The sequence below is a fragment of the Vibrio sp. 10N.222.54.A3 genome (assembly GCF_041474095.1).
GTDB classification, from domain to species: Bacteria; Pseudomonadota; Gammaproteobacteria; order Enterobacterales; family Vibrionaceae; genus Vibrio; species Vibrio crassostreae_C.
Genome location: NZ_JBFRTN010000055.1, coordinates 15,925 through 39,509, shown reverse-complemented (window position 1 = coordinate 39,509; position 23,585 = coordinate 15,925). Strand labels below are relative to the sequence as shown.

Here is a 23,585-nt window from a genome sequence, read left to right as displayed (position 1 = left end):
TTTGATTAGAGCTAAGGATACAAGAGCTTAGGCGGTAATTACGAGTGATTGTCTAATAGGCTCTGTATGTATTCACTCGTGAATGGAACAATATCTGAGACCACTTTGGATGCTAAAATGCTTTCAGCGTTAGCTTTTATTCTGACATATCGAAAATGCTTGCCATAAACCTTTACTCCTCCAAACGGTAAACTCTTTCCTTTGTTAATCAATTCACAATCTGAGTTTGATTCATAAAGGGAATACCCCAGGGCAAGATCATGAAAAACCCATATGGAATAAGGGGTAGCGTGAAGTGATGTTTCCACTAATTTGTACACTGAAGTCACAACAAATTCAATACATTCAATACATTCAAGATCGATTTGATGATCAGATTTAGGTGTGATCATATACTGTTTTTTAACAGCAGATATTTAGCCATAATGAATGGATTAAGCCTTTTGGACCATATTTCAGTTATTCGAGACCCTCGCCAAGCTTGGAAAATAGAGCACACGCTAACCGACATTATCTTCTTAACAATTGCAGCAGTGATTGCTGGTGCTGAAGGTTGGGAGGATATTGAAGATTTTGGTGAAGATAACTTGGAATGGCTTAGGCAGTATGGTGATTTCAAACAAGGCATACCAGTACACGATACCATTGCCCGAGTTATCAATCTTATTTCCGCCAAGCAACTGCAACGATGCTTTACTGCGTGGATGAAAGACTGTCATGAGACGACAGAGGGTGAAGTGATTGCTATCGACGGCAAAACTCTCAGAGGCACATACAACAAAGACAAGCGTTGTGGTGCAATCCATATGGTTAGTGCCTTTAGTGCAGCAAACCAAGTTGTACTAGGACAAGTGAAGACTGCGGATAAAAGCAATGAAATAAAAGCGATCCCTGAACTGCTTGAAATGCTTTCCTTGCGAGGTTGTTTAGTGACTATTGATGCTATGGGATGCCAGAAGGATATAGCTGAAAAGATAGTCGCTCAAGATGCAGATTATCTCTTAGCGGTAAAAGGTAATCAAAAACGATTGGAGCAAGCGATTAGCCAAGTGTTTAATTCTAGTATGATTAATAGTTTTGAAGGTGATAAATACGTCACTCAAGAGAAAGGGCATGGTCGTACAGAAACGCGTTTGAGTATGGTTGTTCACAATACAGATTTCTTAGGCTATATAGCGTTTGATTGGGCTGAACTCTCCACAATTGGTATGGTCGTTTCAATTCGTCAAGAAGGTGATAAGCCAGCAGAAACAATGCAAATCAAGCACTACATAAGCTCAGCAAAACTAACGGCTAAAGCTTTACTAGAGAGCACGCGAGCACATTGGAGCATTGAAAATCAGATGCACTGGCGATTAGACGTTGGTTTTAAAGAAGATGAATGTCGGATACGTCGAGAGCAAGCCGGTGAGAATTTAGCAGTTATAAGACATATAGCTTTAAATCTGCTGACGGAAGAAATCAGCTTCAAAGCAGGGATCAAAAGAAAGCAGAAAAAAGCGAACCGCAATAACGCTTACCTTTCGCAAGTCCTTGCAGGGCAAGGGGCTTCGTAATCTTGCCCTGAGGTCGAGCTTAGACAATGTCGGGTCGGCCTCAAGCAGTAACTCAAGCATCTCCTGCTGTGTTAAACCTCGCTCCTTTCTGGCTTGTTCTAAGAAGTGTGCAAACGTGAGTGGCATTCTTTGTCCTCGATAATCTCTATTATGGTAAGTATTGTTCGATTGCTTATGTAATTCAATCTTCTTTTATTAGAATTTAAACTATAGCTTATCGGGCAGGTTTTTATTATAGATGTAGATAAAACGAAGGTAGGTATTACTAGCTTTACTGTTGATGGTTTTATCGAATCGGCATTTTCGGCAAATGGAATTTTCAAATGCCCAATATTTCTTTTCCAGTGTTCCGCATAATTTATTTCGTCCTGTCACCGATGAGCGTTAACAAATTTAAACGCAGGAGCGGGATTACTAATTTATGAAATATTTAATCTTTAAAGGAAAGTAAAATGTTTAACTTCAAAAAAAGCGCACTAGCATCAGTTCTTCTTATGGGTATGGCAGTAAGTGCAGGTGCTAACGCATCTTCAAATGCTACTGTTATATGGAACGGCGTTGTTCCAACAACTAGCGCATCAGATGCACTTATCATCACTGGCCTAGGAGGTGATACAACAGCGCTTAACGGTACTATCACTCCAAGCTCAGACGGTGTGTTTGAATCAGATACTATCGTACTTGAGTCTCACTTAAATGATGGTGATGCTGTTACTCCTGTTGTTGGTGCATTAGCTTCAGCTAACTGGACTCTAGTTGATGCATCAGTAGCTTTTGACGGTGTGGCAAACCCATCTCAAGCTGTTGAGATTAATGTAAATGGTGCACCAGTAGCCGTTGGTGATGTTGTTTCTGGTGAAGAAACTATTTCAACTAAAGTTAAGCAGACTGCTGTATTACCTGAATCTGAAGTAGGTGGAACTACTGTTCAAGCATCAGTAACGGTTATGGCTGACCTTGTTTAATTTGTAGAAAATTCCCGATTCAAAGGCTCGTAGTAATTACGAGCCTTATTTCTCTACGATGGTAGTCAATATGAAAAAAGTTTTAATACTATTGGCTTTCATGAGTATGAATGCCAACGCCGATTTCAAAGTGCTTTACATTACTACGAGCCTCGATGTAGGCAAACTTTATACAAATTCAATTAATTCTGTTGAATTTATTCCGGCAGTTCTGGAGTTGACGTCAAATCAAGACAAAACAAAATTTGATGATGTTAATACCACATTAAGAATTGAAACAGATATACCTTTTGAGTCTTCGGATATTCCTTATATTTCAACGTTAACAAAAAATACGTCAATTTGTACGGACTACTCTGGAGTGAGCAATGTTCAGGATGATTTCGTTACATTAACGATTGACGGGAAAAGTTTGTCAGAGGGTGAATCCGTCTCTTTTTCAAATTTCAATTTAAATGATGGCGACAATAAGTATAGTGAGCATGACATTATATTAAGTTTTCAGTCATTTAAAGATATCATCACAGCGGGCCAAGCGGAGAGGTGTAATGGTGAGATAGAGTTCAATATAGAGGTAGATATATAATGTTCAGGTTCAAACTCATAACAATGGCAATTTTAGTGTTATTGCCTGTGTATTCGTATTCAAGTTATAGTCAAAATGTTCTTGAAGGTTTTGAAGAACTGTTTGAATTGAAAGAGTCAACAGTCCGTATACGTAACTTAGATGGTTCCCTTACTTCACCGATCCCATTTTTAACGTCGTTTAACACGTTAAAATTAGACTCGAATAATAAAAAAGCGATCGCACAGGTATCTGACTATTTAAATGATAATACAGTGTCGGCTGAGTACCAGCAGAAGATCATAGATCAATTAATGGTTGGCATACAAGATCAGTCTGAGTGTTTAGGTAAGCTCGATGAGTGTGAGTTGTACCCAGAAACGTTTGAGATCGTTCATAACTATAACGATCAAGAAGTCTATCTTTTTGTATCTCCACAGGTGTTGTCATACTCGAATCTCGATGAAGAACTGGTATACCACTCGTCTCTGAGTCAACACAATGGGTTAATCAATTCATTTGATCTGTACGTGAGTGAATATCAAGATCAAGACTCAATCGTTTCTTTAAATAATGAAACGACACTGGGGCTACCTTACGGATACCTCAAAACTGATTTCAATGCCAACAACAGTGATAACGGTTCTGAATTGTATGAAGCGGCATATCATTTAGATATCGATTCTTACTCAATAAAAGCGGGTCATTTTGAATTTGAGCCAGAGGTTAACTCAACTGACTTCCTGAATAACACCGCTCGAGTTGCTCAAAACTCGCTCACGGTAGGTACCTCTAAAAAGTTGCTCGTAGGCGGACATAATAACGACAAAGTATTGAGCTTTTATGCGCCAACAAGTGGCGGTGTACAAGTTCTTCGTGATGGTCGATTGATTTTTCAAGATAACGTACCAGAAGGGCAGAACTCAATTCCTTACAGCAAGTTACCATCTGGTCGCTATGAAGCTGTACTTGAGGTGACAAGTGGTGGGCAAGTTGTTAATACCCAGACTTATCAAGTATATAACACCAAAGGTGACTCTCTGACTCAGGGGGAAGTGGATTTCGTTGCCACTGCGGGTATGTTTTCAGGAAGCCATTACGACTACACGGAACATGGCATTCAAAATATTGAAGACGATGTTTATGGCAAGGCATTAGCTAACTACCAACTCACCCGTTCGTTGCAAGTAGGCTTGGGCGGCTTGGTCACGGACAGTGGCACAATGTACACCGTTGGTGGTGCATACAATCTGATTGATTGGGATTTGAGTACTGAAGCTGTGTACAGCCAATTCGAAGACGCATCTCACTTTAATGCTAATATCGGTATCCCTTATTTAAGTCTATCTTATGAGTCTCTCGATAATGAACTTGGTGATCCAGTTGCTTCTTATATGTACGGATATGCCGATTATTCACGTCTATCGTTGAATTCTTCGTACAGCTTCCGCGGTGGACAATCTATGTATGCGGTTTACTCGCTTAATAACGACAAGCAGTTAGACAATTTAGGTAACTCGGATGAACAGGAACAGCAGTTTATTTCCGTTGGTTACAGCACGCCCACAGTTTTAGATTCGCGAGTTAATATTAACGTCGATTACTCTGAGGCGACGGACGACATATCAGTTAATTTGTTATGGAGTGTCCCGTTGTCAGACACAGTAGAAACTATCGTGGGCCTGACGAGTGATAGTGATGACATTAATCAATTTAAAACAACAGTAAGACGAAATCAGTTAATTGACTCAGACTCCTTTAATACGTCGCTTGAGGTGAGTAACACCTACGATCGACAACAGGATGATATGTATCAAGATGCGTTATTGGCGACCAGTGGCACGACTAAATACGCTCGAATGAATGCCTCCGCCCATACGTCCACCAATGGCACGAGTGGTATCAATGCTGGCTTGTCTAGCACTCAAATCGTGACGACAGACGGCGTTTATATTACCGATAAAGCGGCAATGTCTTATACGCTTGTCGATATTCATCAGTCGCAGAATACAGAGCAGACGTTTGATGAAAAAGGTTACTTCTCTCTTAAAAAAGAAGGGCGAAACAACAGTAAGTTCATCGTATATAACGATGAAACAATTGTGCCTTTGGAAGACTATAGTCAATATCGTGCGAAATTTGATTCAGAGAGCGTTGATCTTTACAACTCTGGTGATAGTAACGTAACCGTGTTTACACACCCAGGTACGGTTGCTTCTATTGAGCCAAGAGTTAGTCGCGTCGTTTCGTTTGTCAGCGCCTTTAATGACATATCAGAACAGCCGATTACAGAAGTGGAGTGTCATGGAGAAGGTTGTATTGAAGTCAATGAAATGGCCGACGGTGTTTATAGAGTAACCGTATTGGAAGGCATGAACTTTGAATTGTCAGCGAAAGAAAGCCAATGCTTACTGCCTTATGAATTTACTTCAACAAATCAGATGAACTTTGGTCAAAACTATTGTTTGCCAATAGCTCAAGAAAAGCAGATAGATTTGATTGATGCAGATGAACGACTACAAGCGATGTATTTAGGTGCATACGAAAGCTCGATTGAACTGAATAAAGCGCTTAAAAAGCTCGAGTCACACGGTTATCGAATTATTCAGAAAGAAGTGGGTTCGTTTAAGGCAATTTATATAGCGCATGAATCTATAAACATGGCGGAAACAATAGCGCTTCATAAAAGAGATATCGATCAGTTAAAACTGTTGGCAAAGCGACTTTATCGCACCAACGCCATTACATACCCAGTCGCACAAGTTAATTAAGGAGTGGGAAATGAAATCCAATAAAGTTCTACTAAATTTAGTATCACTCACCGCTATATTGTTATCTATAAGTGTACAAGCTTTTACGGTAGATAAAATGGTTATTGTCTCTGATGATAAAGGGAACGGTATCGTTACGTTAACCAACGACGAGTCTCACCCAATTTTTATCCAAGCAAAGGTGGATGAAATAAATATTATTGATGGAGAACAGGTAGAAAAAAAACAATATACAAGAGACAACTTAAACGATTGGAAGGTGTCATTAACGCACCAGAAGGTAGTTTTGAACCCTGGTGAAGAGAAAGACATTGGCATACGTAGTTTATGCCACAACGCTGCATGCGATAATTCAAAAGATTTGATGTTTATGCTGTCTTTTTCTCCAAGTAAATACAGACCTGGTGAAGTAGTGAGTGGTGTGGAAATTAATTACGGATTCGCACCTGTTTATATTATTCCTACAACACAACCGAATTATTCTTACGAATTAACCAACAACGGTGATAGCCTTAGAGTCGAAAATAAAAGTAATACCATGCTCAATTTTTTTGTAGATGCATGTGTTGCTGAAAACAAAGCCCAATGCAAACAAAAATTTACGGTTGTATCGGGAAGGAATAAGACGTTCCCTTTAACCGAAACTATGCGAAATAACGAGTTGACCATTACCGTGACATCTCACGACAGAAGCTATTCAAAGAAAGAAATGGTGACGAGAGGTAAAATATAATGCCTAGACCTATCCTATATATTGTAGCGTTTATTGCATTAATGACGACAAGCATGGCTCAAGCTGCGTTTGAAGTTCGCGCGGAAGTGAAGGCTGGTGGTGTTCGTTGGGACAATGTGACACGTTACAATGGTAAAATGCTGCCAAGTACGTGGGAAACTCCTCCTATGTTGCAGGCTTCAGAAGCTTGGGCGGCCGCGACATTTTCGGGTACACCTCCAACAGAGATGACTTTAATTGGGGGAAATGGGAATACTTCACCGTCAATATCGATCGATATATCGGGCGTTCAATACAATACTACTGGAATTGAATTTGCCCAGTCAGCGAATACGGTAGGTGGTGGGTGCTCATTTGATGAAGTGTCACTACCGATTGTGACTGTTGAAGGTCCAAACTGTGTTTCGTCTGTTCGATTAATTAATAAACAAAAATCGAGCCCATTTATTTTCCTGAGACCTATTTTCGATATTAACGAAAATGAAATAGTGTCGGCATTAAGTGGGCTACCAGAGGGGCAATATTCAGCTTCAGTGCCGGTAAATATTCGTTACTACTATGAAAATGACGGCATTATGACTTATCGCAACATCAATGAAGTGATGTTGTTTTCATTTGATTATCAGCCTGTTCAACTCGACAGTGTTTTTGTAAGTGGAGATGGTGTCATGACGCCAGTCTACGACACAATTGGCAAAAGAATAACATCGACAACGTCATTTGATATTACAGCGAACGGCTATTTTAATGACGGAATTGTTTTAACAATGCCCTTACAGTCATACGAATTGGTTAATTCAAGTAACCCTGGTGTGGTTATTCCTTACAGCATTCATTGCGATCAGTGCAGCTCTGGTAACTTAGTTGATGAAGGACAATTAATGTATCAAACAACGGCTATTTCAGAAGGAGCTGGAGTGCAAACAAGTATTAACTTTACTTTAGACTTTGATTACGATATTGAGGGCAGTTCTGCTGTTTCCGGAGATTATTTTGATGAAGTAACGATCATGTTGGAGCCTGGTATTTAAGATGAAAAAAATGAACTTAATGTCATCGATTATCGCTGTGTTCTTATCCATAAGTGTATCAGCAGAGGAGCTGCCTATCCAGATGAGTGGTGGCATGACGTTTTCTGCATTTGATGACAACATGGGACAGACTGAAGCACTTGGTTATAAGGCGGCGGTTGGATATAACATTAGTGAAAACGTACTATTTGAACTTGGCTATGCTGATTATTCTGCTTTTTCTGATTCGGAAATAGATAGTTTACGTGCGGTAATGGTTGAAACCGACTTATTGCTACCCGTCAGTGAATTTGCCTCCTTGTATGCAGGAGTCGGGGGCGCGTTTTCTAGTGACGACACCAATTTTACGGCATCGCTTGGTCTTAAATACCAATTGAGTAAAAATTGGAGCGCCGACCTTGGTTACCAAGGCGTCTTTGATTTAGCTCGTCAACAAGACGATCTATACGCATTTAATGCACTGTTGGTTTATCGTTTTTCAAGCAATGAAGCCGCAGAAGGCCTTTCAGATATTAACCCAAGGCCCAATGTTGACCAGCTTGTTGAAGAGTCGACCCAAGTATCAAGGCCGAAAACCCAATTGGCGTCTATTGTCCCAATTAAGAAGGCGCCATCGTGTCAGCAGCGTTTAGTTGAATACCGAGTGGTTCCTGGCGACTATTTGCACCGAATTGCAAGAGCATTTGATAGCTCACTTGATGAATTAGTCGAAGCAAATCCAAATCTTAATAATCGTGATTTGAATTTGATTTACCCTGAAGAGAAAATACTTTACCCGAAAGTTAGCTGTTTAGATTAAGTTGCCTTCCTTGAAACAGAAACACTGCCAATTTTTTGGCAGTGTTTCTTTGTTTGTAGCAGAGAGTATCTCGCCAATGTAAATGATATCTACACTTGTTTAGCTATCTCGCATCTTGCGTTTTTGAAATTCAAGAGTGCCCAATACCTTTAAATCCGAATGCGCGATACTGCTCACCAATCGAGCTACTCACCTTTTATCGTTTGGGCTCGCAAATATGCTAATTAATACCTCAATTATATGCATGAAGGTCAAATATAAGAGAGCGGAGTAATGATCGGACCAAATATTTTAAACATGTATGTACTCATTCTTTTCGCACTTGGTGTTATATACGCGCTGAGCAAAATAGACGAGTAGTATCCTAAAATTTATTATTTTTAGTAGAGAGAAATATGAAAATTAAATATAATCTATTAACAGTATTCGCAATTTGTTCAGCAATGACTTCTACTGCTGCCAATGCTTTTAATGTCGACAAGATGATTGTCGTCGCGGATAAAAAGGGCAATGGTGTCGTGACACTTATTAATGATGAGTCTCACCCGATTTTTGTTAATGGAAAAGTACAAGAAATTCAGTTTATTGATGGCGAAAAAATCGTTCGTAATAGTTATACAAGAAACAATCTAGATGATTGGAAAATATCTCTTACGCACCCAAGATTAGTTTTAAGACCTGGTGAAGAGAAAGACGTGGGTGTTCGTAGCTTATGTCACAACACGTCTTGCGATAACAGCAAAGATTTGATGTTTATGCTGCCATTTACTCCTAGTCGTTATAAAGAAGAGGGAGAGAAAATTCACGGTGTCGAGATAAACTATGGTTTTTCACCGGTTTATATTCTGCCTACGACAAAGCCAAGTTTTGATTATAAGATTTACAATCAGGGCGAGAATTTACGCATCGATAATAATAGTAATACGCTAATTGATGTTTATGTTAACTCATGTACAACAGAAAATAATACGCAATGTAAACAAAAGTTCACTGTTGTATCTGGTCGGGATAAAACGTTTTCTCTTGCGGAATATACGCAAAGTGAACAACTTAATGTAACCGTAACATCTTACGATAAAAAATACTCTAAAGAGATGCAACTGCCTATTCAGTAATAGGAACGCTGAAAATAGACATAATTATAGGCCTTCAATGATGAATGCTAATCAAGGACGATCAGCATTCATTACCCATGTTCAGTGCTAATTTTAGCCTACATGGCATCACTGTTATCAGCAAAGTGTAAATGCCCAATACAACATTAAATACAAATCATAAAATCAATTTTGAAATCAATAAAAAGTAAAGAGAAGTAATATGAACCTTTTAAGCAATAAGCCAGGAGGAAGCATTCCCCTGGGTTTTGTCGTCGCTACTACGCTTACCCTTTTTGGGTGTGGTGGAGAGGGCAGTGAAGGAAGTGCCGGAAGCTCAGCAAGTGTTTCCCCTAATACTCAAAGCGCGACGCTTTCCGCTCAAAATGCTACCTACTCGACTGGCTATGCTGAATCGTTCGAGGTTGACCTGTCGTCAAAGGTATTTTCATCAACGGGTGGTGGCTTTGCGCTGAGTGAAGTCGAGGTCTTGTCTAATGATGATAGCTGCCAAGTAGAAAGTATGACGGAAACAGGGTTTGTAATTCAGGCCTTTGATACCAAGGTGTGTGACTATCGATATCATGTGACTCCTAAAACATTGTCGCCAATGAGCCGTATGGCTGAAGCGCCAATGAGTGATAGTAGTAGCTCAGAAGGTTCGAGTTCTGCGGTTACGCGCATTGCGGTAAGTAGTAATCCTAGCTCAACCGAACTGGTTCCAGTAAGTGCAACAACACTGATTAATGAAGATGTGAGTGTTTTACTGAAGGACGAATTGGAGAAAGTCGGCTTTACGTTAGGTGACGAGTTTGTATTAACGGAGCTTACACTACCGTACGGTCGCTCGAGCTCAGTTCAAATAAATAGTACAGATGACCAGACTATGGATTATACCCCGCCGTCAGGTTTTACCGGCATTGACCGTGTTCTTTATACGTTAGAAGACTCGGTTAATGGCCTTGTGCTGATGGGGGTTTTAGATGTTGCGGTGGGCTACGAAGCTAACCAAGGTTTTACGATTGACGATAATATTGTATATCCAGTTGTTGTCAACGTATTGACCGATGAAGAAATCGACATCAGCGGCTTTGTTTCCTCGGACGATAGTGATGATTATCAATTGGTGTATGTTGAATCGTTTAACGCAAAAGCGGTACCTAAAGATCCACTGGACACTCAGAATAAAACGATCGTCTTTCAAGCGTCACAACCAGGTTACCACTATATTAGTTTTGCGGTTAGTGATCATAATGGAGTGTATGACATGGGTTTGATTCGTGTTGAAGTGACCGATCCTAATCAGTCATCAAAATGGGACGACATTTCTCATTTGTTGGATCTCTATATTGGACCACCCACCGCACTTGATGCAGCCGGGCAAGGCTCGCCTTATGATATAAAACTGAACGATGATGGCTACAGCCCAGCGATTGATATGGCTGGTTTTCGTTATCCGTCGGCCGTAGCATACTGCGACACCATCGGTGGTTCAGTGCCGACGTTTGATCAACTTAAGCTGATGGCCACTGATACCGATGTTCAGGCGTTACATAACTGGCCTGTTAAAGCGCAATACCTCGCTTATGATGACGGAGCAGATCTGGTTAAGTGGGTGGATCTTAAAGATGGCAGCACCCTTACAGGCGATGTCGATCCAACATCGGCTTATTATGTGACATGTGTTAAGCAAGGTTTAATTACTGTATTGCCTACCTCAAGCACGGAAGTTGTCGCGGATGGAGTTGATGTTGGTTCTGTATTTGTTGAGTTAAAACTCGGTCAAGAAGTAAGACCAGATACCCTTGTGACGGCTTCTGTCTCTAGCCCAAATGTGACATTGGACAGCGATAACGTTACCACAGACAGCTATGGTATTGCCGAGTTTCGCTTAACCAGTTTAAAAGCGGAAACCGTCACATTAACCCTTGATGTGGGTGGCATTACTCAAGACTATGAAGTTAAGTTTATTGGTGATGAAAAGACGGCTGCAGTGTCATCAGAAGCAACGATTGACACGGTACCTTATACGTCAGTGGAAGGTGGCCAGGTTACTGCGACCTTGACCGATCAAAATAGCAACCCAGTAGAAGGTTACTCAGTCATTTCAGTGGTAAGTACAGAACAGCACCCAGACACCGCAGAAATGGTTACTCCTATCCTTGAAGCGGAAACGACTCAAACCGATGAATCAGGTGAGCAAAAAGTGCGGGTAAAGTGGGATACAAACTATCAAACCCCAACAACGACCATGACCTTTGATGTGGCGTCATCTTACACCACAACAACCAATACACAGACTAATGCGATTAGCCAAGTTACCTTTCATGCCTATTTGTGTGGTGGCCAAGTTGGGGATGATGATCAACAAAACGCCGCGGGTGCCTGTGTTAAAATTGCGGAAAGCGATGGAAAGTTGTTTACCGGTACTCCAAGTGAGAGCTTTTTAAACGCTGTTGGCTATAGTGGTAATTACTACGGTAGTCATGTTGACAATATCCCTTATGGTCCTTCAGGATCGTTTGCAATTTTTAGTGTTACTGAAGCACATAGCCTTTGTGAACATTATAATACACTTGAGCTTAACGGGAGAGATGATTGGGCTTTAGCAAATATAGATGAGTTGACGAGTCTTTTTAATAACTTTGGTCACATGTACACCGCGAAGGGTTGGGCGACCGGCTACTTCTACTGGTCGTCGACGGCTAATGGTTCCGGCTACTACTACAGCGTGGGCCTCACCTATGGCGGCGTCGGCAGCAGCTACCCATCCCGTCAGTACTACGTCTCGTGCGTATCAGGTTCTTAGGGTTCAACGTTCAGAGTTTGCGGCCCGCAGGGCCGTTTTTTCTTTTTATAGAGGGTAGCGGTTTATTTTCTAAACTCAGTAAGGATTAATATGGATATTGAAACAAAACTCAAGCTTAGTCAGCAACAAGGTAAAATTATCGGCATACATGAAGGCATGTTTGTTCGTTTTTATGATCAAGCGCTGTTCGCATGGCAGCAGTGGGTGGTCACTCCCCCCTCTTTGCCTGTTTTAAAAGTGTCAGCTAAAGTGGTTAAAAAACTCGGGTCACAATGTGTTCTATCGGGCGGGTTACCTGTAAGCAGCCTTGCAAAAGTAGGGGTGTTTCCTGACGAAAAGGTATCATCAGCATTGGTTTTTATGCCGATATGTCTAATTGGGAAGAGTGGTATCTATCGCACAAAAACGACTTACCTGTACATGAACGGTCTGACTTAAATCCTAGACTAAAAATAGATAACAGCTTCGCTAAAGTTTGGATGCCACAGTGGTTAGTACACCAGCTAGACGAATGCACACCGGACACATCTAACCCAGAGGGTAGGTTGCTGTTTGATGTTATTCGTTGGACTGAACGGTAGCCTTAGTAATGTTTTTGATAAGGCGATACGCTAAAAACAGGGAACATAGCAGCGTTGCTGCGCCTAGAGAACACCTTTGTTACGGCATTGGTGAGCGGGCCCTGGTATGTTATCGGCACTTATGGCCTTATTAGAGGTAATAAAGGGGGGCAAGTCGAAAGGCAACACTCCGTATAAACAATAAGTGCAAACGTGAAGGGTTGGGCGACCAACAACAACTACTGGTCGTCGACGGCTAATGGTTCCAACTACTACAACGTGAACCTCAACTATGGCAACGTCAACAGCAACAACCCATCCAATCAGAACTACGTCTCGTGCGTATCAGGCTGACATATACTCAGTGTTGTCGCCTTATCAAAAATGACAAGAACGGAGCTTAACGCTCGTATAGTATGCATTGGCAGGGGCTTTGTTGCGTAATTCAATGGAACTAAATCAAGAACCTACGATCTGATCAGCTACCACCACTCTCTCGTAGCCTTATGCCTAAACCTTGTTACAAAACAACCAACTGGAAGCAATACAACCAATCGCTCATTAACCGTGGTTCTCTGACCTTCTGGATCGATGAAGAAGCAATAAGTGGGTGGGCGCAAAGCAAACAGAATAAGCGCGGGAGGCCACGTCGGTTCAGTGATTTAGCTATTACGACAGCACTCATGGTGAAACGAGTTTTTTCTATGCCACTGAGAGCGCTGCAAGGATTTATCGACTCGATATTTAGGTTAGCCCATGTGCCGTTAAGTTGTCCGCATTACACCTGCATCAGTCGTAGAGCCAAGCAAGTTGAGGTCTCATTTAAGACTAAAGCGAGAGGAGCGATACAACACCTAGCCATTGATGCAACTGACCGAATGCATTGGTCATATTCAAAGGCAAGTTGTAGGTTGGCGGCGCTGGTTTTTGGACGGGAGTGTTTAAATTCACTGCAAAACACATATTTTGTCAGTTTTATTTAAACTATAACCTATCTTGTAAATGGTATTGATTTCTATCCATCCACCGAGCCTAAGAAGCTTCTTTCTTAAAGACATGATCACCATATTCAATGCATTGTCACAGACGAATGAATTGGGCCATCCCATTTTTAGTAGATGGTGTTTGGTTAAATGCTCCCCTTGATGAGTGAGTAACTCTTTTAGAACTAAAAATTCACTGAGTGTGAGCTGGATGGGTTTTATCGTTGGGTGGTCGGCTAGCGAAATTCTTAGCGACCCTTTATGTAAGATTAAGTGCATAAACAAACAGCCAGTTTAATTATCATACCCGTATTATTTATTTGCTGCGATTACATGCAAGGTCAGGTTGAATATTAATCTGGCTATTATGCCTACTTAATGGGTTTTCCTTTCATATTACACATCAAACGAAACCATTTTATTTGCTGTTTTTGTATTAGTTATTTCAGTTTGTTTAAGTTCAACCTTACAACGTTCGCTTTGTGAGTTGAACGCGACTTGATTGCTAATAGGGTTTGAAGCGCAGTCAGAAGTCGGTACTTTCCCTGTCCAACGCACAGTGACATTTGCGGCCGCCGACTGAAAAGAGATAAGAGTTGCTAATACTGCTGTTGAAATAAAGATTAATGAACGCATATTTAGGCACCTTTTATTAGTGTTGTGTTGATATGCCTAGTTTGGTAGCGGTAGGGCAGGTTGTAAAATAAATAGTTATAAATTCAGTTGCATTAAAACTTGAATGGTAATTTGTAGCAGAGGGAATAGTAGGAAACCAAAATAAAGGCTGGCAGTGAAAATTAAAACGGAGTGGGCGATCAAATGAAAGGGGAGGCTAATTTAAAGACGTTAAACTTGAGTGAAATCACTTAAGGACAGCGGGTTAGCCTAATGAGCCGTAGCTAGGAATAGCCACGGCATCAAATTGACCGCATTTGGATTTAACAAGAATCTAAGCTTCGTTAAAACAATATAGGCTAACAATAACTTTGAGCTTGGGTGCGCAATGCATTTTTTAGGTTCGTCGGCAGTTGTGAACGGTGTATACCCTGGATTGCACCCTCTAACGACCAAACTAACTCGATGGTTGGTTTATGGTGGGTATGCTGTTGGATAGCCTCTACAGCACCAATCGTGCCCAGGTTTTTGAGTTTCTCAATGGAGTTTATACCCGCTTTCTCAAGAAGTTGCTCAGTTGAGAATCGCATGTTGGGTAAGTCTTTGAGCCTTTCGGGAGCAGAAATATAACTGCTTCGTGATCTCTTTATTTGCTCTAGTGCGATTTCTGCTTCACATAGAGTCAAAGAATACTTGCTCCAAGGGTTTGCTGGCAACTTGTAATAATCCGCATTCTGACTTACTCCAAGTACGCTCGCATTCACCTTGGGGTAGCCCTTGTTAATAAAGTAGCCTTCTTGTGCCGGTGTTCCTCTGAGGTACAGCTCCCCACTTTTATGTAGAACGAGCAAAACGTGATCTACATAGAAGGCCGTTACGCCAAATATTTGTTTTATAGACACTCGACCTAATTGTTCCAAGCGTCTAAAAGTATGTCTGAAAAGTTGAGCCATTATTTTCACTCGATAATCATAAAAAGTGTGATCTATTGTCCAAATGTAGCCAGCAGTGAATATGGCATAAGCCAAGTTAAAAAACAGACAATGCCATTAGGCATGCCGGTTATTTAAATTCTCGATCTGCCATATCAGTTTTGTAACAGACGGTCAAAATTAAGGGGGGTCACGAAGGCGGGAGAAATTGGTATGTATAGCATCGACACAAATGTATTTTTAATGGCGACGGGTTGTAACTTTCAATCGGATATTGGCGTTCGATTTCGTCAGATTGCTATTAGAAGTTTGCACAAGGTTAATGATGATATTCTTCAAGGAGGTGAGTCCAATCGAGCGCTCGCCCATAAAGTGAAAGGCATTGCGTTATCTTGCGGGGCTACAGAGGTTGCAAGAATTTGTCTTAAATTGGAGCACTACGACGCGGTAATCAATGAAAGTGCAGGAAAAAAGATTTTGATGGATGTGTCTAACGCCATGATTCAACTTTTTGACGCTTAAGTTGGAGGATATGAACGTGTCTTTTAAAAATAAAATCATTTTCACCAACGCAACAATACTGGTTCTATTTGTGGTGTTGCTTACGTACTCCGCTATCGAAATCGTTCAGGTTTCTTCACAAAACCAATTTGAAGAGATAAAGGAGAGCATTACGGGAAATAACAAAAAGCTTCTACTTACCTTTGTGAAAGCTCAAAGTGTAACCCTTGATAAAGAGGTCGAGCTGATCACTGAGGAAGTGGATCATGTGGCGATTGATTTTGCTCATGATTTTGTTAATGAATTGAAAAACGAGGCACTTCGTAATAAACAGCTGGCTTATATCAATACTAAGCTTAAGCCCTTTATCAAAAAGGTGCTTTTTATTGACACTGAACGCAACCAAGAAGTCTCTATCACCGAAAATGGTATTGTAAGCCGCTATATTTCTGTCGATTTTAGTCGCATGATCCACTACAAGAATTTCTATATAGGGAAAGAAGTTAAAGTGGGGCACGTCACTAAGTTTGCCATTTATATCCGTCCAGAGCACTGGGATAACGCGTTACTCAAATTTGATTTAGATTTAGAGTATTTTTCTCGTTCACTGACTTTTGAAAATATGATCGATGAATTCCAATACCGTTATTTCTTAGTAGACGACAGCGGCAAGCTTATCGCGTCGAATCTACAACAGAATGTCGACCAATTGATGTCTGAAAGTGTTTTTGATGAACAAATTCAAAAGAGTGTCGGAAGCCATATCATGTCACATTACTTGGGTAGTTTTGTGGTAAGTGGCGAAAAAGGTGTTTTCAATGTCACTTTTGTTCAGAACCGTCAAACCGGTTGGAGGTTGATTTTAGTCACGCCAGAGCATGTGATTCGTTCCAGTTATGCGACCACCAAAGAGCTGGTTTTATCTGGTGATAACTCGTTGATCAAACGCCTGTTCTTTGCTTATATCCTTTTGCTTGGTCTGTTTTTAGCTATTAACTCAATCGCGGTGAATAAGATGCTGATACCTATTTCTAAATTGATCGCACAAGCTAAATATCTAAAGCAGCGTGATTTTAATAAATCCAGACATACTGTTTATAGTAATGGAGACGAAATTGAACAGCTTTCAAAGGCTTATTCTGAGGCTGGGATCCAGATTCAAAATTTGATTGAAGGGCTTGAATATGAAGTTGAAGAGCGAACGAAGCAGTACGAGATAGCAGCGCAAGAGGCGAGTGAGGCCAATAAACAGAAATCGGTGCTGCTTTCAAATGTGTCCCATGAGGTTCGCACGCCACTGAACGCGATTATTGGTTATACACATATGCTAAGCCATAGCAAAAACTTTGACGAATATCGCCATCAGCTGAACGGTATTTCGAGTGCGAGCAATACTATTTTAGGCATTGTGAATGACCTATTGGATTTTGAAAGAGTAAAAGCAGCAAGCTATTCATTAAACCCTAAATGCCTGTCAGTAATGAGTTTGATGCGCGAAATTGAAAATACGTTTTTTCCGCTTAGCGAGTCTAAACAATTGTCGCTTGATATTATATGCAATGTCGATGCTTCGACAACATTGATGATTGATGAGCTTCGTATTAAGCAAGCAATCAATAATATAGTTTCGAACGCATTGAAGTTTACAAACAAGGGAGGGGTGACAATAGAAGTTTCAACCGACGATAGAGCATTCAATATCTCCGTAAGCGATACTGGAGTCGGTATTCCCCAAGATAAATTGGATGCGGTGTTTAACGGCTTTGAACAGGTTAATCAAGAAGACCAACAGTTTGGTTTTGGCTTGGGCTTGGCGATAACTAAAACCATCGTAGAGTTAATGAAGGGTTCGTTGCGTGTTGAGAGTGTGCTCGGCACCGGTAGTACTTTTGTTATCTCACTCCCAGCTCAAGAAATTATGAATGTTCTTGAGTGTTCTAACGGTGTTGCTGAACAGGTATATAACGTTAGAGAGCGCTTAGACTGCACAAGTAAAAAAGCCTTGATCGTTGATGATGTTGAGTTCAACCGAGAAATTCTAGAGTTCCACTTAAACGAGCTAGGTTGTGAATGCATGACCGCGAATGATGGTTTGGAGGCTTTAGCACTCGCTTCTGAACATGACTTTGATGTTGTACTGACGGATATTTCAATGCCGGTTATGGATGGCATTGAGCTTGCTTCTGAGTTGGAAAAGCGTAAGCCATCGTTACCTATAATTGCCGTTACGGCACGAGCTACCATTCAAGAAGAGGCTCGAATGGACCAATACTTTTCGTGTTATCTAACCAAACCGCTCAACCCGAGCGATCTAAAGCTAAAGCTTCATTGCGCTTTATCAGGTGGTACTTGCTAACTTAGTTAAATACTCCTACCTATAACCTGAGGGTAAGCCATCTTCGGATCTTCATGTATTATTTTCATCTGTTTTTCTGAGAGTTATGGGCATTGTCATCAAGATAATGCCCAAACTGTTATGAAAATAACTATCATCCAATAAGTGTTGAGAGTAGCTGGGCATTTTCAAATTATTCAATCACAGCTTGCCCTTAGCTTTTGTTCGTATTTAATTAAAAATAAGCTAAATCACAATAACGAATAAGAAAATAAAGCTATGTTTGGAAATATTATACGTACGTTTCGTGTTAATAATGGTTTGTCTCAAACTAATTTTGTTGATGCGATTCAAAGAAGTAACTCTAACTTTAACAACCTGGACGTTGTGACACTAAGCCGTTGGGAAAGAGGAGTAACAACTCCCCACTTAAAACGTCAAAACGAGTTACTGGACCTTATTGGAGTCAACATATTTGATGTTTGGGAGGCAAACGACTCACAAACAGTTCTCACAGGGTTAACGAATAAATTTAATAATAACGGTTATATTGATATGAACATGCACGTCCAAACAGAAGTTACGGTGATTAACTCAAATAATTCATTCCTTCTTGGGAAGATTACCAAGTTAATTGATGTCATCTTTGAATATGAGGATAACGTTATGCTCAGTAATTTAGAAGATTTAGGTATGAGTAGAAAGGTAATTATTGAAAAAATAATAAATCAATATTCTGGAGAGTTAACGCTCGTCACGGTTAATGGGCAATTAATCGGACACTTATTAAGTGCTAACTATAATCTTGCAGCAGATTTTTTGGAGCAAGTCTTAGTATCTAAAGAAGATAGAGCACATTTAGTTGTTACTTTTAACTGCACTCATTATTCGTCATTTACAGACACAATGGGCAGAGAGGCGTACAAGTATCTACAAAGCTTAAATCCAGATAAAGAGCTTTATATACTACTGAAAAGCAAAAGGATTTTTGATCTGTTTTTTTCATTGGGCTGCGAGTATCGAAGTGTAAGAAGTAACGATAGATCAATGAAGGTCATGAACTTGGATTCAAAGAAAATGAAATCACAACGCACTTGGATGGATATTATTGCAAACTATAAAGGTGAAGAGAATGAATAACACAGTATTGATTGTTGACGATGTTGAACTATCGAGAGAGGTCATTAAAAATGCGGTCTCTTTATCTAATAAAAAAACATCTGTACAGTTTGCAGAAAATGCGTTCGATGCAATGAGCAAAATGCAAAACGCATCATTTGATTTGGTGATTATGGACATCATGATGCCCAATGGCGATGGATTTGAACTCTTGAGTATGATGTCGCAACAAAATGTTGAGTCTAAAATAATCATTATTTCAGGTTTGGATAAATCCATTGTTAGCTCGGTGAGTATGCTTGGAAAGCTCTATGAGTTAAATGTTGTCGCTTCACTAGAAAAGCCTATTTGGGCTAACCAAATAAGTGAGTTGGTTGATAAAGCACTTGAAGTTGAAACCATAACCAAAAGCGAGCTTGGCTTTGGTAACCGTGCAACAATCATCGATGACGATTTTCCCATCAATCTGGTTTATCAGCCGCAAGTTGTTTCGGATATAAATGTTATTTCGGGGTTTGAAGTGTTGTCACGATGGTCTGATGAAAACGGGACCTTACTTCCACCGAGCTATTTTTTGCCAGTAATTGAAGAGCTAGGAAAGCAAAAGGTTTTTACCAATATCGTGATAAATAAATTCATTCAGGATTATCATCTCCACTTCAGTGAACTTGATAAATCGTTGAGGTTCTCAATTAATATCGATCCTAATTTACTGACTGATGAATCTGTTGTCGATAATCTACTCGAGATCTATAAGCAAGGTATTGAGCATACTATCGTTGTAGAGCTGACTGAAAAGGGGCTTTCAGGCAATATTGAAAAAGAATTGTTGGCAAATATTTTACGGCTAAGGTTGAATGGTTTTGAGATCTCTATAGATGACTTTGGGATGGAAGCATCGAATATTGAACGTATTGTCAAACTGCCTATTAGTGAGATAAAAATAGATAAAACCATTACATGGGGACTTTGCCATAACATTGATTACATGCAAAAAATCGATGAAGTTAAGAAGCTCGTTTCGGTAAAAAACGCACGTATTATCTATGAGGGTGTTGAAAATAAAGACACCTGTGCATTTCTGGAAGCTCTAGGCGGCTTTAACCAACAAGGTTTTCTTCATGGGGTTCCATCACTACCTGAAATTGTAGTTGAGATGCTCGCAGAGCAAAAGGAGCTAGATTACGTCGCTTCTGAATATACTTCTAATCATTAACAACGTATTAGGGTAACGAGCCAAAGCCAACTCAATGGGCTTTGGCTCTTTTTATTACTTACCACACACCGAACAATTAGGCATCTTCATTAAATTCATTTCACGCCAGCTGTGAGACATGGCATCGAGAATCAAAAGCTTGCCTTGCTTTGGTTGTCCAAACCCGGCAATAACCTTGATAGCTTCCAAAGCCTGAGCCGCGCCAACCATGCCAACAACAGGTGCCATCACACCGGCTTCAACACAGCTTAGAGCAGCGTTGCCGAATAGAGCGCTCAAGCACTGGTAGCAAGGTGCATTTTCATCTTGATAAGTGAATACGCTAATCTGACCTTCCATGCGAATCGCAGCGCCCGATACTAGAGGCGTTTTTGATGCGTAACATAAGCGGTTCAACTGATTGCGCGTTTCGACGTTGTCACTGGCATCAAGAACAAGCGAGTGTGCTTCAATTAACTTGCCAAGTGCCTCGTCATCAAGCCTGTGTTCGACAGTTTCAATCGTCAGATGCGGGTTCAATACCTGCAAAGATTCAGCGGCAGAATCGACCTTCTTCTTACCAATATCAGTATCGGTGTGAAGTACTTGTCGCTGCAAATTTGAAAGCTCGACAACATCGTCGTCGATCAGCATTAGCTTACCAATGCCCGCAGTCGCAAGGTATTGAGCAGAGGCACAGCCTAAACCACCCGCACCTAACACTAAGATTGAACTCTGTTTCAGCGCTTCTTGACCTTCAAAATCAAACTGTTTGAGAATGATCTGGCGATTGTAACGAAGCATCTCTGCGTCAGACAGTATTTCCATCAGCAAGCCTCGTTAGTAAAGCGTGGAGTTAAACAGTTGAATCTGAACCGTTTCACCGACTTCAACACGGCCACGTTCGCGCTCTAGTACCACAAAGCAGTTTGCTAAGCTCATTGAGCGGAAAGCGCCAGAGCTTTGGTTACCTGTTGTTTCTACTACAAACTTACCGTTTTCAATCGAGTAAATACCACGTTGATAATCAGTACGGCCTGGGCCTTTTTTGAATGCAGATTTAGTGATCGCAGGAATCGATTCTGGTGCTGTCCACGCAGTGTGACCGGCAAGTTTAGCCAGCATAGGTTGAACTAACACATACATAGTCATCATTGCAGACACTGGGTTACCCGGTAGGCCACAGAACCAAGCGTTGTCTAGCTCACCAAATGCGAATGGTTTACCTGGTTTGATTGCTAGTTTCCAAAAGCCGATTTCGCCAAGCTCTTCAAGAATGTCTTTGGTGTAATCAGCTTCGCCGACACTTACGCCACCAGAAGTGACAACTACGTCTGCCAGTTCTTGCGCTTTTACAAAGGTTTCTTTAAGCGTTGCAGGGCAATCAGGAATAATACCTAGGTCAATTGCTTCGCAACCAAACGCTTCAATCAGTGGTTTGATACCGTAGCGGTTGCTGTCGTAGATCTGACCATCTTCAAGAGGCTGACCTAATGGCTTGAGCTCATCGCCAGTAGAGAAGAAAGCGACTTTAGGTTTGTGTGCCACAGTTACATGACTCACACCGAGCGAAGCAATCATTGGAATGTCACGAGGTGTTAAACGTTCGCCACGGCTAAGAACGATATCGCCTTGCTTGATGTCGTCACCGGTAGGGCGAATGTTATTGTTCAGCTTGATGTCGTCTTGCTGAATCTCAATGCCAGCGTCAGTTTCAGCCGTGTTTTCTTGCATGATTACGACGTCACAACCTTCCGGGATCTTTGCGCCAGTCATAATGCGAATACAGGTGTTTGCTGGCCATTCACCTTCAAAAGGTTGACCTGCAAAGGACTTGCCCGCTAAAGGCAGCACTTTACTGTTCTCTAGGTCTGCTAAGCGCAGTGCATAGCCGTCCATTGCTGAGTTATCAAAAGGAGGGACGAAAATAGGGGATAGAATATCTTCAGCAAGTACGTAACCCAATGCTTCTGCTAATGGCAGTGATAAGGTCGTTTGAATAGGTTGAATTGGTGATAGCAGCTTATCTAGTGCTTCTTCAATTGGCATCAAGCCCGGAGCGTCGCAACAGCCCATAATTGAAATCCTTTGATCGTTATTATTTTGATTTGGCGGTTGGCAATAGGGATTCAATAGTTATCAAATCATGATGGTTCGCCAACGAAATTCTAGCCACTCTAGCACAGTTTAAGCCCCGTAAATAATGACCTCCCTTAAAATATGGGTGTATTTATTCAAAATTCCGAGTATCCTTGTTTGCCATCCAGAAGGGGTAATAAAAGAGGAAGTTCAATGTCAGGTCTTAGCGAATCAGCGAAGTTGGTTAAAGATGCGCTAGCAAGCCGTGGTTTAGAGACACCAATGAGTCCAAACCAGGTTAGCCGAGAAGAGAAAAAGGAACGAATCGAACACCATATGCGTGAGATTCTCACTCTCCTTGAACTTGATCTTACGGACGATAGTCTGGAAGAAACACCGCAACGTATTGCTAAAATGTACGTGGATGAAATTTTCTCTGGTTTGGATTACGCCAATTTCCCTAAAATTACGGTAATCGAAAACAAGATGGGCGTTCGTGAGATGGTACGAGTAAAAGACATTACCGTGACCAGTACTTGTGAGCACCACTTAGTGACGATTGATGGTAAGACTGCGGTCGCTTATATCCCTCGTGGGAAAATCATCGGCCTTTCAAAGATTAACCGTATTGTTCGATTCTTTGCTCAGCGCCCACAAGTTCAAGAACGTATGACGCAGCAGATCCTTGTTGCACTGCAAACGCTACTCGAAACTGATGACGTTGCTGTCACCATGGATGCGGTTCACTACTGCGTGAAATCACGCGGTGTAATGGATGCGACTAGCGAAACGACAACAACAGCTCTGGGCGGTATCTTCAGATCAAACCCAGCAACGCGCCACGAATTCTTACACGGCCTGCGTTAATACGTTTCGTTATTGGATGCACGTGATTTAGCCTTTGTAAATTGAAGTTCGTTGAAAATATTCTAAGCCTCGCTTT

The 23,585-nt window shown here is 41.0% G+C and carries 20 protein-coding genes and 1 pseudogene; 16 read left to right on the top strand and 5 right to left on the bottom strand.

The window, feature by feature from the left end:
- Window positions 1–425 precede the first annotated feature (425 nt).
- From AB4507_RS12565 to AB4507_RS12515, 11 genes and pseudogenes are all read left to right on the top strand, one after another.
- The gene (locus AB4507_RS12565) at window positions 426–1,556 is read left to right on the top strand and encodes an ISAs1 family transposase (protein ID WP_065584519.1); all 1,131 of its coding nucleotides are present in this window, start codon (window positions 426–428) and stop codon (window positions 1,554–1,556) included.
- 452 nt (window positions 1,557–2,008) lie between these two features.
- Complete coding sequence (locus AB4507_RS12560; RefSeq protein WP_102321102.1) at window positions 2,009–2,521, top strand: hypothetical protein; 513 nt, start codon at window positions 2,009–2,011, stop codon at window positions 2,519–2,521.
- 70 nt (window positions 2,522–2,591) lie between these two features.
- Complete coding sequence (locus tag AB4507_RS12555; protein WP_102321101.1) at window positions 2,592–3,107, top strand: hypothetical protein; 516 nt, start codon at window positions 2,592–2,594, stop codon at window positions 3,105–3,107.
- Window positions 3,107–5,857 carry a TcfC E-set like domain-containing protein gene (locus AB4507_RS12550; protein ID WP_137001852.1) on the top strand — a complete coding sequence of 917 codons (2,751 nt, stop codon included), beginning with the start codon at window positions 3,107–3,109 and terminating at the stop codon, window positions 5,855–5,857. Before AB4507_RS12555 ends, AB4507_RS12550 begins: the two co-directional genes overlap by 1 nt.
- Before the next feature lie 10 nt (window positions 5,858–5,867).
- A complete protein-coding gene (locus AB4507_RS12545) occupies window positions 5,868–6,590 on the top strand; it encodes a hypothetical protein (RefSeq protein WP_102321099.1) in 723 nt (240 codons plus the stop codon).
- Window positions 6,590–7,621: a hypothetical protein gene (locus AB4507_RS12540; RefSeq protein ID WP_137001853.1), complete on the top strand. Its 1,032-nt coding sequence runs from the start codon at window positions 6,590–6,592 to the stop codon at window positions 7,619–7,621. Before AB4507_RS12545 ends, AB4507_RS12540 begins: the two co-directional genes overlap by 1 nt.
- 1 nt (window position 7,622) lies before the next feature.
- Window positions 7,623–8,420, top strand: coding sequence for an outer membrane beta-barrel protein (locus AB4507_RS12535; protein ID WP_102321098.1), 798 nt, complete (start codon window positions 7,623–7,625; stop codon window positions 8,418–8,420).
- Between the two features lie 395 nt (window positions 8,421–8,815).
- Complete coding sequence (locus AB4507_RS12530) at window positions 8,816–9,535, top strand: hypothetical protein (protein WP_240800832.1); 720 nt, start codon at window positions 8,816–8,818, stop codon at window positions 9,533–9,535.
- A gap of 202 nt (window positions 9,536–9,737) precedes the next feature.
- Window positions 9,738–12,323, top strand: coding sequence for a DUF1566 domain-containing protein (locus AB4507_RS12525; protein ID WP_102321097.1), 2,586 nt, complete (start codon window positions 9,738–9,740; stop codon window positions 12,321–12,323).
- 90 nt (window positions 12,324–12,413) lie between these two features.
- Window positions 12,414–12,761, top strand: a complete 348-nt coding sequence (locus AB4507_RS12520) for a hypothetical protein (RefSeq protein ID WP_137001854.1) — start codon at window positions 12,414–12,416, stop codon at window positions 12,759–12,761.
- A gap of 628 nt (window positions 12,762–13,389) precedes the next feature.
- A pseudogene (locus tag AB4507_RS12515) lies at window positions 13,390–13,755 on the top strand (IS5 family transposase); the annotation flags it as partial.
- 75 nt (window positions 13,756–13,830) lie between these two features.
- Here AB4507_RS12515 and AB4507_RS12510 read toward each other — a convergent pair.
- The 3 genes from AB4507_RS12510 to AB4507_RS12500 form a co-directional block, all read right to left on the bottom strand.
- Window positions 13,831–14,145, bottom strand: a complete 315-nt coding sequence (locus tag AB4507_RS12510) for a helix-turn-helix domain-containing protein (protein WP_017061716.1) — start codon at window positions 14,143–14,145, stop codon at window positions 13,831–13,833.
- Between the two features lie 117 nt (window positions 14,146–14,262).
- The gene (locus tag AB4507_RS12505; RefSeq protein ID WP_017061717.1) at window positions 14,263–14,502 is read right to left on the bottom strand and encodes a hypothetical protein; all 240 of its coding nucleotides are present in this window, start codon (window positions 14,500–14,502) and stop codon (window positions 14,263–14,265) included.
- 338 nt (window positions 14,503–14,840) lie between these two features.
- A complete protein-coding gene (locus AB4507_RS12500; protein ID WP_137001856.1) occupies window positions 14,841–15,434 on the bottom strand; it encodes a TfoX/Sxy family DNA transformation protein in 594 nt (197 codons plus the stop codon).
- A 192-nt stretch (window positions 15,435–15,626) separates the two neighbouring features.
- Here AB4507_RS12500 and AB4507_RS12495 point away from each other — a divergent pair, with 192 nt between their 5' ends.
- The 4 genes from AB4507_RS12495 (at window position 15,627) to AB4507_RS12480 (ending at window position 20,584) form a co-directional block, all read left to right on the top strand.
- A complete protein-coding gene (locus AB4507_RS12495) occupies window positions 15,627–15,935 on the top strand; it encodes an Hpt domain-containing protein (protein ID WP_017061719.1) in 309 nt (102 codons plus the stop codon).
- A gap of 10 nt (window positions 15,936–15,945) precedes the next feature.
- Window positions 15,946–18,270: an ATP-binding protein gene (locus tag AB4507_RS12490; protein WP_372182777.1), complete on the top strand. Its 2,325-nt coding sequence runs from the start codon at window positions 15,946–15,948 to the stop codon at window positions 18,268–18,270.
- Between the two features lie 258 nt (window positions 18,271–18,528).
- A complete protein-coding gene (locus AB4507_RS12485) occupies window positions 18,529–19,389 on the top strand; it encodes a helix-turn-helix transcriptional regulator (RefSeq protein ID WP_102319859.1) in 861 nt (286 codons plus the stop codon).
- The gene (locus AB4507_RS12480; protein ID WP_017061722.1) at window positions 19,382–20,584 is read left to right on the top strand and encodes an EAL domain-containing protein; all 1,203 of its coding nucleotides are present in this window, start codon (window positions 19,382–19,384) and stop codon (window positions 20,582–20,584) included. The genes AB4507_RS12485 and AB4507_RS12480 overlap by 8 nt, the downstream gene beginning before the upstream one ends.
- A 54-nt stretch (window positions 20,585–20,638) precedes the next feature.
- On the opposite strand, the gene moeB is transcribed toward AB4507_RS12480, so the two are convergent.
- The gene (gene moeB, locus AB4507_RS12475) at window positions 20,639–21,391 is read right to left on the bottom strand and encodes a molybdopterin-synthase adenylyltransferase MoeB (protein ID WP_372112360.1); all 753 of its coding nucleotides are present in this window, start codon (window positions 21,389–21,391) and stop codon (window positions 20,639–20,641) included.
- Window positions 21,392–21,403: 12 nt separating this feature from the next.
- Window positions 21,404–22,639, bottom strand: a complete 1,236-nt coding sequence (gene moeA, locus AB4507_RS12470; RefSeq protein WP_102393097.1) for a molybdopterin molybdotransferase MoeA — start codon at window positions 22,637–22,639, stop codon at window positions 21,404–21,406.
- Between the two features lie 216 nt (window positions 22,640–22,855).
- Here moeA and folE point away from each other — a divergent pair, with 216 nt between their 5' ends.
- The gene (folE, locus tag AB4507_RS12465) at window positions 22,856–23,509 is read left to right on the top strand and encodes a GTP cyclohydrolase I FolE (protein ID WP_017061725.1); all 654 of its coding nucleotides are present in this window, start codon (window positions 22,856–22,858) and stop codon (window positions 23,507–23,509) included.
- The last annotated feature ends 76 nt before the right edge of the window (window positions 23,510–23,585 follow it).